Source organism: Tindallia californiensis (assembly GCF_900107405.1).
GTDB classification, from domain to species: domain Bacteria; phylum Bacillota; class Clostridia; order Peptostreptococcales; family Tindalliaceae; genus Tindallia; species Tindallia californiensis.
Genome location: NZ_FNPV01000003.1, coordinates 67,417 through 82,718, shown reverse-complemented (window position 1 = coordinate 82,718; position 15,302 = coordinate 67,417). Strand labels below are relative to the sequence as shown.

The window sequence follows — 15,302 nt, the reverse complement described above, 5'->3', positions numbered from 1 at the left end:
CATTACAGAAGAAAAATCTAACAAAATAATGGAAAGTTTTCACATAGGTCATTGTCATCATTTGGAAACGGCTACAGGGAAGACTAGTCTTTTCTGATTTCTGTAAACATGATACAATGAAGCAATACCAGAAAACGATGAGAGATAATAGAGGAGGCAATGTTGAATGGAAAAAAACATGGATCAGTTGGCGGTTAACGCGATAAGGGTTTTGTCGGCTGAAGCCGTTGAAAAAGCAAAATCAGGTCATCCGGGACTGCCAATGGGAGCAGCACCAATGGCATATACATTATGGAGCCGTGTAATGAATCATAATCCTAAAAATCCAGCATGGAGAAATAGAGATCGATTTATTTTATCAGCTGGTCATGGGAGTATGCTCCTGTATTCTTTACTACATTTATTTGGATATAATCTTAATATGGAAGAAATAAAACAATTCCGACAGTGGGACAGTCAAACACCCGGTCATCCGGAATACGGTCATACTGTGGGTGTAGAAACGACCACTGGTCCTCTGGGGCAGGGTATTGCCAATGGGGTAGGGATGGCAATGGCAGAATCCAAACTTGCAGCACAGTTTAATAAAGAAACATACTCCGTAATCGATCATTACACCTATGTTTTAGCTGGTGATGGTTGTTTAATGGAAGGGATTTCGGCAGAAGCTTCATCTCTGGCAGGTACGCTAGGGCTTGGAAAGCTGGTTGTCTTATATGATTCCAATGATATTTCCATCGAAGGAAGTACTTCCTTAGCCTTTAGAGAAGACGTGAAAAAACGGTATGAAGCTTATGGATGGCAAGTGTTACAAGTAAAAGATGGTAATGATATTGAAGCCATTCAAGAGGCATTGGAAAAAGCGAAGTCAGAGAAAGAACGTCCTTCTTTGATAGAAGTAGTGACGGAAATAGGTTATGGATCTCCAGCGAAACAAGGAAAAGCATCGGCACATGGAGAACCTCTTGGTGCTGAAAACTTGTTGGAAGCAAAAAAATTCTTAAGTTGGCAGGAAGAACCTTTTATATTGCCGAAAGAAGTTGACCAGGTACGAGAAGCGACTGAAGTAGAAGGAATGAAAAAAGAAGCTGCTTGGGAAATGATGCTTGAAGAATATTTTGAAAAGTTTCCTGAGAAAGAAAAAGAATGGGAAATGTGGTTTGGAAATACTGGAATAAAAGAAGCCCTTGAAGATAAAAGTCTTTGGAATTTTGAAAAAGCTGATGCTACCAGAAGTGCTTCTGGTGAAATGATCAACCGACTGGCAGGAGTTCTTCCGAACCTGGTGGGAGGTTCGGCTGACCTGGCACCCTCCAACAAAACACTAATGAAAGACAGAGAAGACTATTTGCCAAACCAGTTTCATGGATCCAACCTTCGCTTTGGTGTGCGGGAACATGCAATGGCAGCTATTGGTAACGGGATAGCTCTTCATGGTGGCTTAGTGCCCTATGTGGCTACGTTCTTTGTGTTTACAGACTATATGAAGGCGGCGATGCGATTATCTTCTCTTATGAAGCAGCCACTGACCTATGTATTAACCCATGACAGTATTGGAGTGGGAGAAGATGGTCCGACGCATCAGCCTATTGAACATCTCATGGCGTTGCGCAGTTTGCCGAATATGATCGTTTTTCGACCTGCTGATGGAAAAGAAACGGCAATGGGTTGGAAATTAGCGTTAATGGAGCGGGAAACGCCGGTGTCTCTGGTTCTTACCAGACAAAAGCTGCCTTTGTATGAGAAAACAGGAGAAGAAGCCTTAAAAGGAGCCTATATCTTAGAAGATGCTGAAAATGGAAAACCAGATATTCTCTTGATGGCTACCGGATCAGAAGTAGAGCTGGTGATGGGAGCAGCCGAAATATTAAAAACAAAGGGATATCAGCCAAGAGTTATTAGTATGCCATCCTGGGAATTATTTGAATCACAATCTCAGGAGTATAAAGACAGAGTGATGCCACCGGAAATTCGCAAAAGAGTAGCGGTAGAAGCAGGCTCTACTCTGGGATGGTATAAGTATGTCGGTTTAGATGGAAAAGTGATAGGATTAGATCATTTTGGAGCTTCTGCACCTGCGGGCGTGTTGTTTGAAAAATTTGGGCTGACGGTTGACAATGTGGTAGAAGCTTCATTGAGCCTATTTTAATAGTTGAAAAATGAATGATTTTGAATCAAAAAACCGCCGGTATTATCGGCGGTTTTTGATTGCTAGTTCAAAGATTCGTTCTCAATTTTCATTTATAAAAGCCGTAAAGCGTCTTTGTTTTCGTTGGCTTAAGGAATCTGTAACACCTGACCTGCTCGCAGGCTGGAAGGATCTGTGATGTTATTGGCTTCCATAATTTCCGGATATCGGCCTCCGTCGCCATAGACTCTCTGGCTGATGCTATAAAGCGTGTCGCCAGATCGAACCGTATAGTGGCTAGGTGAATCTTCTTGATCTGGAGGGGGTGGTTCGCTCTCTTGAGCTTCGTCAGGGGGAGGGATTTCTGGAACATCCTCTGTTTCCGGTAGCACAGAATCGGTCATTTCGCTATCAGTGAAATCATCATCGATATCTTCTGGTAATGTTGGATCTGCTTCTTCCTGACTTTCAACAGGGAGTTCTACTTCCGTCATTAAATCCTCATCGGCAGGTCCTCGGTTTATTAATCGGCTGATGCCAAAGACACCAATAAGAAATACAGCTAGTAATAAAGCGGAAGAAATAGCTAAGCGCCGTATTTTTCGAGCTTTACGAGATTTTCGTCCTTCCTTTTTTTCACGTGTATAGATAAAAGAGCGTTTAGGTGCATCTGGGTGGTCAGGCATAACAAGAGGAGCATCATCGGCAGGGATAAAAGGTTTTGGTTTGGATTGGCGGGTTTCTTCCTGACTCATTCGTGCTCGGAAAAAGACGGGGTTAAAATCATTTTGAATATCTTCCACCGTTTCATAATTTCCATGATAACAATGACGGATAATGGCATCTACGGCTGGATCCATTTCATAGATGGCAGGGGTAAGTTCGGCGTTCGTTGAATTGCCATAAATGGTTAAAATGAAATCACCAATACGTTCCATATATTCTTTATGGGTAACAATTAGGTCTTGGGGCGAGAAAAAAGGAATATGATTGAAACAAACCATTTTGCGGTCAATAATAGAAATATTCCCAAAAGAACATAAAACATACTTTAGCATTAGAGGGAGCGGCTCTAAAGCATTTATTTTATTTAAGTAACTGCTGACAATCATACCTTTTTCATAGGTGTTGAGATAGGTGTTAGTGATGAAATTTGCCAGTGGTTTTCCGGGACAACATCGAGAAATGGTGTAAAGCACATCATCGATCAGAAAAAAATCAGCAAATAAAGATTTTAATTCTTTTTCGTATTCAAAAAAAGCATTTGTGATAGGAGACCCTGCATCCATATCTTTGAAAACGGTAATATAGACAGGTGTTTTAGCTTCGGTAAACTGGTCAGAAGCTAAATAAATACGTTGAAATGCATCATAATGCAACGTTTCTTCTATTAAATATTGATTATTCACTAGTTTTTCTGGGGGCATTTTATTGGCAGCCTCCTTTCTAAAAAAAATGATGAAAGAGAAAAGCACAAACCACTACCATTATATTCGATACATAAGTAAAATATCCTTTTTTACAATGAAAAAAGAAACAGTAAGAGTAAAAAGATAGAAAAGAAAGATTGTTAACTGATTCGTTACCAATAATGTACCCGTAAAGCTGAAGAAGAAACGAAGGATTTTTTGTGCTGCCATTAGAGGTTTAATGGGTTACTATTCAGGAAAGATTTCTTGCTATATAATAGATAGAAAGTTGTTTTTCGGGAGAGGGTTATGGTGAGAAAAATAAAAAAAGCAAATAAAGCAAATAACATCATGATGATCGCTTTCTTGATTTTTACATGTGGACTGGCCTTGTTAACGGTTAGAGCGGATACGGGAATGGAAAGCCTATATGACAAACAGCAGCAACGAACTTTTCGAGTTGCCTTTGACCCTGAAATGCCACCATTTCAATATGAAACCCTTATGAGGGGAGAGTACGATGGATTTGGTATTCAACTATTGGAGTATATGGCCGATCAAAATTTATTTCAAATTCATTGGCAGGCCATGTCGAGGGAAGAGGCAATTAAGCGGTTACAGGAAAATCGTATTGATATGATTCTGGGGATGACCTATCAGGCTCGATATGCACAGGAAATGGAATTTTCGGAACCTTATTTTTCTTCAAGTATTGCCTTGGTGGTACCTAAAGATGCGGCAGATGAAGTGAAGAACATTGCTGATCTGGCAGAAAAATTAGTTGCCGTTCAACGGAATTCGATAGCATATGAATTTTTGCAAAATGTTCGACGGATTGATTTTAACGGAACGCATAGCCAGAAAAAAGCATTTGACTTGCTGGTGAAGGGGCGAGCGGATGCCTTGATTGGCGATCGGCTGGTGCTTCAATATTATCTGGAAGAAGCGAATTTAACAGAAGATTATGTGGTGACAAGTAGTTTTATCATGCCGGTAGAATATTCGATGGCTGTACGGAGTGAAAATTATACAGACTTAAATCTTTTGAATCGTGGGATTTCCCAAGCAAGGGGACAGAGCGAGTATCAGTCCATTTATGATCAATGGTTTGGAGAAAATGACCTGCAACGACGGCTGGAAAACTTACTGAGATTTTTATTTATTCTCGGAGGAGCGGGGATCATCATTTTCTTGGGAATCTTGTGGTGGAACCGGTTGCTAAAAGAAGAAGTGCAAAGGAAGACGAAAGCGTTAAAGAGAGCCAACGAAGATTTAAGCCGACAAATACAAGAAACCTTAAATATGGGAGAGTTGAAGAATCAAATTTTAGAAAACAGCCCCAGAGGGCTTGTAACCATGGATATGGAAGGACTAATAACGTCTATTAATCCAAGAGCGATCCAGATTATTAATGTGATGCAACCCTCCGAAGGAAGATATTATCAAGAGGTAGAGCTATTGCGTTATATGTTGGAAAATAAAATAGAGGACGTTCTATTAAAAGGAACTCAGTTTATCGGAGACGAATTGAGTTGGAAAAAAATGGATATCAGGTATACGGTATATCCATTAAGAAACTATGAAAAAATAGTAGTTGGAGCGATTGTTTCTTTTGAAGATATAACGGAAGAGAAGAAGATGAGGGAACAAGGTTTTGAAAAAGAGAAAAGCAGGGCACTGAATCAGGTAGTGGCAGGCATTGCACATGAAATAAGAAATCCATTAACCTCTATTAAAACCTTTGTGGAAGTATTACCATCCAAAATAAACAATCCTAAATTTCAAAAGGATATTGTGAGGCTTGTTCCGAGAGAGATTGATCGTGTCAGTCAATTGATAGAAAGATTAATCGATTACGCAAAACCTCAGAAAACGCAAAAAAAGAGGGTGGATTTAGATAAAATCATAGAATCCTGCGTGACGTTGTTTAAGCCTAGCTTTGAAAAAAAAGGAATGAAAATAAGGGCAGAAGTGAAACAGCCTTTGCTGGTCTATGCGGATAGAGATCAGATAAAACAAGTGTTGGTTAACTTTATGCTCAATGGGATGGAAGCGATGGAAGCCAAAGGACAAATGGAAGGACCGGAAGAAACTCTTATGATGACTATAAAAGGAATGGAGACAGAAGAGTTTATCGAAATTCTTATTAGTGATGAAGGAATTGGCTTAAATCAGACAGAGATAAATATGATGATGGAGCCTTTCTATACGACAAAAAAAGGTGGTACAGGTCTGGGGTTGACATTATCAAAAAAATATATTGAAGAAAATAACGGACATGTCTATTTCGAAAGCATCAAAGGAGAAGGAACTACGGTGCATCTACAGTTTGAAAGGATGAAGACCTGATGGAAAGAATATTGATTTTAGACGATGAAATATCTATTTGCACGTCCTTGGAATTTGCCTTGGAAGATCATTATGAGGTAAAAGCAACGACAGAACCGGAGCAGGCCATTGAATGGCTTAAGGAAAGCCGTTTTCATCTTTGTTTGCTGGATCTTAGGATCGATGGTGTCAGTGGAATCGATGTTCTTCAAGAAATGAAAAGCATTCAGAAGGATTTAGTAGTGATTATCATGACAGCTTATGGGTCGATAGCTACCTCGGTAGAAGCGATTAAAAAAGGTGCCTATACCTATCTTACGAAGCCACTCCAGATGGAAGGGCTACTTTCCATTATTGATCAGGCACTGGAATATCAGGAATTAAATCAACGAGTAGAGTATTTAAGCCAGGAATTAGAAGAGAAGTATCGATATGAAGGAATTGTTGGAAAAAGCCCTCAGATGAAAAAGGTGTTTGAAACTCTGGATAAGTTGAAAGATTTGGATACCAACGTACTTGTATATGGGGAAAGCGGTACAGGAAAAGAGCTGATAGCAAAAGCCCTTCATTATTCGGGGAATCGAAAAAAGTATCCCTTTGTGGCACTCAACTGCGCAGCAATACCGGAAAATTTATTGGAAAGCGAATTGTTTGGACATAAAAAAGGAGCTTTTTCCGGAGCTGTAACGGATAAGCCTGGTAAATTTCAATATGCAGAGCAGGGAACCTTGTTTCTTGATGAAATTGGAGATATGCCCATAGGTCTTCAGGCAAAACTTTTAAGGGTATTGCAGGAAAAAGAAGTGACGCCTTTAGGATCCAACAAACCAGAAGTGCTGAAGGCTCGGGTAGTGGCTGCGACGAATCAGGACCTCAAAGAAGCGGTGGAACATGGAAAGTTTCGTGAAGATTTATATTATCGCTTGAATGTTGTTAACGTATTCTTGCCACCCTTGAGAGAAATACGACAGGATTTGCCTCTGTTTTTTCAACATTTCATGGAAGTTCTTCAAAAGGAAGGGCATCAAGTCAAAAAAATTTCCGAAGAAGCAATGAAAAGTATGTTGGCATATGATTATCCGGGTAACATACGGGAACTAAGCAATATCCTAGAAGCTGCCTGTGTCATGGCAGAAGGGGATATCATTGAATGGCAGGATTTGCCAGAAAACCTAAGGCAGCAAAATACGGATCTTGTGAGCAAAAAAACGAATCCATTTAAGCAATTAGTAGGGTTTTCTTTGGAGGAAATAGAAAAACAGGTGATTTTTGAAACCCTTCAATCTCAAAATGGACATCGTAAAAAGACAGCTGATATCCTTGGAATCAGCGAAAGAGGACTAAGAAATAAAATAAATCGTTATGGGTTACATCAATCGTAACAACGGTCAGCAAGAAAGACAAGAAAAAGGGGAAGGAAAAAAATGCCGACCAGGAAAAAAGTGCCGGTATTGATAATGCTTTTCAATGAAAGCAAAGGATAAGTCAGTACCACAGATAGATCATAATAATCTCCATCTATTGGCATATTTGAGGAAAAATATGCCGTTTTTTTATGTGAAGAAAAATGAATAGAGTGGAAAATTACGCCAGCAAAAAATAAGAATTTAACAAAGTTGCGATTTTGCAAAGTGTTCAGACTTTACAGAAAAAAATAAGTGTCAGATTGATAAATGGCACGATATTTGCAACATATGTAGAGAGAAGCATTCTTTACACATAAAAAAGAAAAAAGGGGAGATTGAAATGAAAAAACTATTAATTCTTTTATTAGCCTTAACCATGGTTCTCGCTGCATGTGGAGGTGGATCGGAAGATGTGGCAACAGATGCTGAAGAAGTAGCTTCTGCTCCGGAGTCTGATCTGTTTATTACGGTAGCAACAGGACCTACCAGTGGTATTTATTATCCGATTGGAGGCGCTTTTTCTAGTGTTATTCAAAATGATTTAGGATTCCGCTCTTCAGCACAGTCTACAGGGGCATCTGTAGAAAATATCAATTTATTGTTAAACAATCAAGCGGAAATGGCAATTGCGATGGCGGATGCTGTAACTCAGGCATATGAAGCTTTTGGAGCTTTTGAAGATCAAGAACCGAAAGAGGAACTTAGAGGTTTGATGAGTTTATATCCCAACTATGTTCAATTGGTAGCGATGGCTGACTCTGGTATTGAGAGTTTTTATGATCTTGAAGGAAAACGAGTGGGTATTGGTGCGCCAAATTCTGGTGTAGAACTAAATGCTCGGTTAATGTTTGAAGCTCATGGAATGAGTTATGACGATGTTAATGAAGATTACCTGAACTACGGTGAAGCGGTAGATCAGATGCGTAATGGAATGATTGACGCTGCTTTTGTAACCAGTGGTATTCCAAACGCTACAGTGATGGATCTTGGAACAACCAATGATATTGTGATCGTACCGATTGAAGGAGAAGGAATGGCATATCTGGAAGAAAACTATCCATTCTTTGTACCACAAATTATCCCAGCAGGAACTTATGATAATGACGAAGATGTGAATACGGCAACGATCATGAATTTGATGCTGGTACATCATGAAATACCAGAAGATGTTGTTTATGAAATAACAAAAGGAATTTTTGAACATATTGCTACTATTCATAGTGCTCACAATGCGGCAAAGCAACACATTAATCTGGAATCTGTAAAAGATGGAATGATTGTTCCTTTACACCCAGGCGCTGAAAGGTATTTTCAGGAAGTCGGAGCGATTGAATAGATGTGATGGATCTAATGACGAAAACAGCAGGTAGGAGGAGGGCTGCCTCCTCCTTTTTAACCATTTTCACCTTAGTGACAATCGTGTCTTTACTGTCACTTGCCTGTTCAGCCTTTCAAGAAAAGGAATGGATGGTCCTGATCAGGGAAGCTTCGGAAGAAACGGTGCTGTATAAAAGTCCTATACAAGCTGGAGATGTGATTGGTTTTCACTGGATTCACTCGGTAGAACACATTGAATGGTCAGAAACATTTCAACTGAATGAGGAAGGAAACCTTTATTTGATTGAAAGTCGATTTGCTGGATTTGGTGCAGGAATTCCTCATGAGCATCAAGATGGTTTTTTTGTCGAGGAAGGGATGATGGTTTTTGAACCAAAAAACCATCAGATTGATTATTATGATTGGATACATTCTCATACAGCACTTCCTGAAATCACATACAATGGTGAAATTATATTGAAGGGGGAAGATCTCCCGCATCACCAATCCTTGAGAATGATCATTGAAGAGAGGTGAGGGTAGCATGGATGAAATGAAGAATAATATATTGTTAGAAGAAGAGTTGGATGAGAAAAAACAGCAGGAATTGCTAGAAAAATACGATGCCGAAGCAAGAACAAGAACCTATAAAAGCAAAGGGATGTCTGTTTTTATATCCGTCTTTGCAATTGCAATTTCGCTTTATCACTTATATACGGCCTATTTTGGAACGCTAGTAACATTGAAACACAGATCGTTGCATGTGGCGATGATCTTAGCCTTAGCTTATTTATTGTATCCGGCGCATAAAAGAGCCAGCCGACAAAAATTGTCCTGGTATGATGCTGTTTGTGCGGTATTAGCCGTATCGGTTACAGTGTATATATTTTACGATTATCTGGGGATTGTTCATCGGGCCGGGATACCGAATCAGGCAGACCTGTTTTTTGGTGCGGTGCTAGTCATTTTGGTATTAGAAGCGGCACGAAGAGTAACAGGATGGGCGTTGCCTTCCTTAGGACTTATTTTCATTGCCTATTCGTTGTTTGGAAGCAATATGCCGGGATTTTTTGGACATCGTGGCTACCAATGGCAACAAATTGTTAATCATCTCTTTGTGACAACTGATGGCATATATGGTACAGCTGTAGGGGTAGCCTCTACGTATATCTTTCTCTTTATTCTTTTTGGTGCCATTATGAATAAATCAGGAATGGGTCAGTTTTTTAATGACATTGCCATGGCCGCTGCAGGACATACAAAAGGTGGACCGGCTAAAGTGGCGGTCATTGCCAGTGGTTTTTTGGGAAGTATTAATGGAGCCGCTATTGCCAATGTGGTAACAACCGGTGCCTTTACGATTCCACTTATGAAACGTACTGGATATAGCGAAGATTTCTCTGGCGCTGTGGAAGCTTCTGCTTCTGTAGGCGGGCAGCTTTTGCCGCCGATTATGGGAGCTGCTGCCTTTATCATGGCTGAAGTGTTAGGAGTCCAATACCGGGTGATCGTAATGGCGGCTATCTTACCTGCCTTACTTTATTATCTGGGAATTATGGTACAAGTGCAAATGCGAGCTTCCAAAAAAGGATTGGAAGGAATTCCGAAGGAGCAACTTCCGACGGTAAAAGAAGTGATGAAAGAAAGAGGTCACTTGTTACTTCCATTATTATTTCTTGTATATATGTTGTTTTTTAGTGGCAGAACTATTATTTTTTCAGCCTTTTTAACGATTTTAGTAACGATTTTTATCAGTACCTTGCGACCTACTACTAGGATGAATTTTAAGGAAATCCTTGAATCTTTGGATGCGGGAGCCAGATCCGTTGTTCCTGTAGCTGTAGCTTGTGCGGCGGTTGGGCCGATTGTAGGAGTGGCTAGCATTACAGGATTTGGACTTAGCATGGCCTATACCATTGTTTCTTTAGGTGGTACCAGCCTGATGTTTACGTTGATTTTCACCATGTTGACCTGTATTATTCTTGGGATGGGACTACCGAGTATACCGGCTTATCTCATCACGGCGACCATGGCTGCTCCAGCTTTAATCCAACTGGGTATTGAGCCGATTGTCGCTCATTTATTTGTCTTTTATTTCGCGATGTTTGCAAACATTACTCCTCCAGTAGCTCTGGCTTCTTTTGCGGCCGCAGGTATTTCTGGTGGTAACGCAATGAAGACGGGCGTTGAGTCAATGAAGCTATCGATTGCCGGATTTATTGTACCCTATATGTTTGTTTATAATAGCGCCTTGCTTTTAAGAGGGACTACTTTTTTAGAAGGTGTATTGGTAGCTTCGACAGCGATTATAGGGGTAACGATACTGGCCAGTGCAGCGGAAGGATACTTCTTTGCGACGATACCGGTTATTCAAAGAATAGTTCTTTTGGGAGCATCCTTGCTTCTCATTAGTGCTAATATGATGCAAGATGCCATTGGAATATTGATTATTGCCATTATTTTAGGTTCGCAATATGTAAAAGTAAAAAAGAAAAAGAAAGAAATGAGTCCATCAGGAACAACAGCAACAGAAGCTTAACTTGTTGCTCCAGGGCCCCCTCTGGAGCCCTTTTCTTATCCCTCTCCAGTTTTCTGGGGAGGGTTTTTTGTTGCTAAATGATGGAATCTGTGTAAAATAAAGGAATGAGGGTAGCAATAAACGTGTAATAGTATCGTTTTGAGGTTTGACATCAAGGAAAGCGGGTGTAAGCATGAATACATGGCAGTATAAAGAAGACAGAGTAATTGAATTACTTAAAAAAGGAGAAAAAAATCCAGATGCGGTAATGATAGGAATGGAACTGGAGCATTTTGTTGTTGATAAAATAAGTGGGCAGAGTGTTTCTTATGAACAGGATAAAGGAATAGAAGCTATTCTTGATCAAATGAAGGATGAAGCACATGAACCGATATGGGAGAAAAGTCATTTAATAGGACTGTCTCACCCTGACTATCAGATTACCCTTGAACCGGGGGGGCAGATCGAAATCAGCATTCGACCATGTGCACAATTAGAAGAGATGGCCTCCATTTATCATAATTTTCTAGAAAAAATTATTCCTATTACAGAGTCTCAGGATCAGTGGTTACTATGCATCGGTTATCATCCAAAATCTTCCATTAATGAGATACCTTTTAATCCGAAAGAACGGTATGTTTTTATGTCGGAATACCTTAAAAAGCGTGGCAGGTATGCCCATAATATGATGAAAGGCACGGCCTCGCTTCAGGTAGTGATTGATTACTGTAACGAGGAAGATTTTAGTAAAAAGTTTAGAGTAGCTCATTTTTTAATGCCTGTCCTAGCGTTGCTAACCGATAACGCCCCTTATTTTGAGGGGAATCCGGTGACGCATCACAGCATGAGAACAGCTATATGGGATGAAACGGATCCTGCCAGAAGTGGATTGATTCCGGGGGTGATGGACAGGTCTTTTGGATATCGAGAGTATGCTCGTTATATCTTGAATGTCTGTCCTATTATGACTAAGAAAGACAACCGCTTTATTGATGCGGAAAACAAAAAAGCTGGTGAACTGGAAAACTTTGACTTACTAAGCGATGAAGAAGTGGATCATTTGCTGTCTATGGTTTTTCCTGATGTTAGACTGAGGCAGTATATGGAAATTAGAATGGCGGATTCTATTCCATTTCCTTACAATTTGGCTTTTACGGCTCTGATTAAAGGATTATTTTATCAGCAGGAAGCATTGGATTACCTGTATCGATTATCTAAGGATGTGACGGATCAAAAATTATTGAATTACAGAAGGCAAATAATGGAAAAAGGATATGGGATTAAAATAGAAGGACACACGTGTCGTGAAATAATGCTTATTCTTTTTGACTTAGCAAAGAGGGTCCTCAATAAAGAAGAAAGAAACTGGTTATCCAAATTGGAAGTACTGGTTGAAGAAGAAAAAACGCTGGCGGATATTTCGCTTCAACGGGCAAAGAAAGAAGCGGACTGGATGAAGTATCTTGCGGCCAATAGAGGATTTGGGGAGGAAAAAAAATGAAGGGACTTCCCAGTATTGGGTTTGACTTATATGAACAAATGGTAAAGCGTGATCCAAGCTCATTTTGGAGAGACTACCAAGAAGCGCTGAAAGAAGTAGAAGCATCGCCTGCAAAATACAAGGGTAAACCTGTGGAATTTCTCTACCAACCTTTTTTTCTTACAGAGGAGCAATGGGAAGACCTGGAAAAAATTTCAGTTAAAATGCTGGAGATCACAAAGAAGGTAACGGAGCGATATTTAGCAGAACCGGATTATCGGCGGCTTTTTGGTTTTAATGATTTAATGGAAGCATTGATACTAAAAGATCCCGGCTACCATTATGCTGTACCAATGACTCGAATCGATGTTTTTTATCATTTTGATGGGAGCTTTCAATTGTGTGAAATGAATACGGATGGCTCTTCAGGCATGACGGAATGCCGAGAATTACAGCGAATTATTGGGACTTCACCAAGCATAAACACATCACCGCTAGATGAGTTAGAGCTGAAGGAAGGGGAGTTTTTCAAGAGCTGGACAACCGCTTTTTTAGAAAATTATCGAGCATTTTCGGGAGAGAAATCCTTTCCGAACATTGCTATTATTGACTGGTTTCAGGATGAGGTACCGTCTGAGTTCATCGAATTTCAAAAGGCCTTTGAGACTTGTGGATGTCCCACTCGAATAGTAGATGTCCGGGAACTTTCTTATTCGGAAGGCAAGCTTAAGGCTGGAGACTTTTCCATTGATGCGGTATATCGTCGATTGGTTAGCTGGGAAGCGGTAGAACGGTATCCGGCTACAAAGGCATTGACAGACGCCTATTTGGACGGGAATGTTTGTGTGGTAGGTCCCTTTCGATCACAAATACCTCATAACAAACGTTTTTTTGCGGTTTTGCATAACGAAGACGTCAATGATTTTTTGGAGCCGGAGGAAAAAGCCTTTATTCGCAACCATATTCCCTATACAGCTATTTTAGATAAAGGCAACCCTGATCAATGGCAAGAATGGGTAGATCATAAACAGCATTATATTATAAAGCCGGAAGATTTGTATGCTTCATCAGGAGTATATGCAGGTCAGGATTATTCAGTAGAAGAATGGAAGCAACTCTTAGAAAAAGCAAGTTCACAGAACTACTTGATACAGCAGTATTGTCATGTTCCTAGAATGCCAATGGCTATGTTTGAAAAAGGGGAAGTGACCTTCGAAGAGCAACAATACTTGATGGGGTGTTTTGTGTACAATGAAAAGTTTCAGGGCCCCTATATCAGAACAGGGCGTAAAAGTATTATTGGATCTGTGGTGGAGTGTTATACAGTACCGGCATATCGTGTGAATAAATAAAACGGCTTCTAACCTTCTGGTGGAGTTTAAACGCCACCAGAAATTAAGAATCCTGTTTAGGATGGAAGAAAAATGCATATTGCGTTATAATAAAGCCTGTAAAGCATGAGAATAATAACAGAGGCGGGAGGGTTTTGGTTGCGCATTAAATGGGACCATCAATACTTAAAATATACGCTTTATGCATCGTTGACGATTATTATCGCGATTATCTTTTATCATGTAGTGGATAATCTTACTATTTTTGTTGATAGTGTGAGGCTTGGATTTAAATGGCTTAGAAAGCTTCTTAGCCCATTTATAATAGCGGGATTTATTGCCTATCTTCTTAATCCAGGAGTCAGGTGGTTTGAAACCAGGTTTTTTAGAAGAATTTTCGGGAAAGAAAAAAGTGCAAAACGACGGCGCAATCTAAGTATTTTAAGCGTATACCTTATTTTTGCAGGTGCATTAACCGCCTTAATTATGATCATTGTGCCGCAAATCATTGCTAATGTAAGAGATATTGCCAGAAGAGCGCCGGAGTATGCCGCGTTTATCGAAACTTTTATTAATCGTTGGTCAACGGAGTTTAGAACGATTCAGATCTATCATATTAATATTGACCTATATGATTTTGCAGAACCAATCGAGCAAAATTTAGATCGCTACCTGGATCGAGCCAGTGAAATTATGGAAATATCCGTTGCTCTTGTTATTAACAGGGCTATGGCAATTACTTCCGGGTTTCTTAATTTTGTTCTTGGTTTGGTAATCTCGGTATATGCATTGGCGGATAAGGAATCTTTTAAAAATGGCATGGAATCTGTGCTGCGTGCATTTTTTCGCAAAGATAAGGTGGAGAAAATTAAAGATTTTGGACGAGAAGCAGATTACTTGTTTTCTCGATTTATTGTTGGTAAATCTATTGATTCTCTAATTATTGGAATATTGTGCTATATTGGAATGCTTTTGATGGATATTCGGTATGCGCTATTACTGAGTGTATTTGTAGGCGTAGCCAATATGATTCCATACTTTGGACCCATATTAGGAATGATTCCGGCAGGATTATTAACATTGATAGACAGTCCGGTGAAAGCTTTTTGGGTGGTCGCATTTCTCTTGGCGCTTCAGCAATTTGACGGTCTATACCTGGGACCTAAGATTTTAGGAAGCAGTGTTGGGATGCCACCTTTCTGGGTGATCTTTTCTATTATTATAGGAGGAAAACTTTTCGGTGTCATGGGAATGTTTCTAGGTGTCCCGGTGTTTAGTGTTATCAGACTTTTTTTACGAAAATTATTCATTGTTCTGATTCGGCAAAAGGAAGAAGAAAACGGGCACGAACATGGCTGACGCTATGCTTAAGGATTTATATAATA

General features: G+C 39.9%; 10 protein-coding genes. 9 read left to right on the top strand and 1 reads right to left on the bottom strand.

Going from position 1 to position 15,302, the window contains the following annotated elements; all coding sequences use genetic code 11:
* Positions 1-166 precede the first annotated feature (166 nt).
* The gene (tkt, locus tag BLV55_RS04455; RefSeq protein WP_093311652.1) at positions 167-2,149 is read left to right on the top strand and encodes a transketolase; all 1,983 of its coding nucleotides are present in this window, start codon (positions 167-169) and stop codon (positions 2,147-2,149) included.
* Between the two features lie 128 nt (positions 2,150-2,277).
* Here the strand turns inward: tkt and BLV55_RS04450 are convergent, their stop codons facing one another.
* Complete coding sequence (locus BLV55_RS04450; protein ID WP_093311649.1) at positions 2,278-3,555, bottom strand: LysM peptidoglycan-binding domain-containing protein; 1,278 nt, start codon at positions 3,553-3,555, stop codon at positions 2,278-2,280.
* 294 nt (positions 3,556-3,849) lie between these two features.
* Between BLV55_RS04450 and BLV55_RS04445 the strand changes: the two genes are divergently transcribed.
* From BLV55_RS04445 to BLV55_RS04410, 8 genes are all read left to right on the top strand, one after another.
* Entirely contained in the window at positions 3,850-5,886 is a 2,037-nt protein-coding gene (locus BLV55_RS04445; protein WP_176968256.1) for a transporter substrate-binding domain-containing protein, read from the top strand.
* On the top strand, positions 5,886-7,247 hold the full coding sequence (locus BLV55_RS04440) for a sigma-54-dependent transcriptional regulator (protein ID WP_093311643.1): 1,362 nt from the start codon (positions 5,886-5,888) through the stop codon (positions 7,245-7,247). The genes BLV55_RS04445 and BLV55_RS04440 overlap by 1 nt, the downstream gene beginning before the upstream one ends.
* 364 nt (positions 7,248-7,611) lie before the next feature.
* A complete protein-coding gene (locus tag BLV55_RS04435; protein ID WP_093311641.1) occupies positions 7,612-8,607 on the top strand; it encodes a TAXI family TRAP transporter solute-binding subunit in 996 nt (331 codons plus the stop codon).
* A 14-nt stretch (positions 8,608-8,621) separates the two neighbouring features.
* Positions 8,622-9,125 carry a DUF1850 domain-containing protein gene (locus tag BLV55_RS04430; protein WP_176968255.1) on the top strand — a complete coding sequence of 168 codons (504 nt, stop codon included), beginning with the start codon at positions 8,622-8,624 and terminating at the stop codon, positions 9,123-9,125.
* 7 nt (positions 9,126-9,132) lie between these two features.
* On the top strand, positions 9,133-11,127 hold the full coding sequence (locus BLV55_RS04425; RefSeq protein ID WP_093311637.1) for a TRAP transporter permease: 1,995 nt from the start codon (positions 9,133-9,135) through the stop codon (positions 11,125-11,127).
* Positions 11,128-11,299: 172 nt separating this feature from the next.
* The gene (locus tag BLV55_RS04420; RefSeq protein WP_093311635.1) at positions 11,300-12,607 is read left to right on the top strand and encodes a glutamate--cysteine ligase; all 1,308 of its coding nucleotides are present in this window, start codon (positions 11,300-11,302) and stop codon (positions 12,605-12,607) included.
* Complete coding sequence (locus BLV55_RS04415) at positions 12,604-13,938, top strand: glutathionylspermidine synthase family protein (protein WP_093311633.1); 1,335 nt, start codon at positions 12,604-12,606, stop codon at positions 13,936-13,938. The genes BLV55_RS04420 and BLV55_RS04415 overlap by 4 nt, the downstream gene beginning before the upstream one ends.
* Before the next feature lie 138 nt (positions 13,939-14,076).
* A complete protein-coding gene (locus BLV55_RS04410; protein WP_242870032.1) occupies positions 14,077-15,276 on the top strand; it encodes an AI-2E family transporter in 1,200 nt (399 codons plus the stop codon).
* Positions 15,277-15,302: the final 26 nt, after the last annotated feature.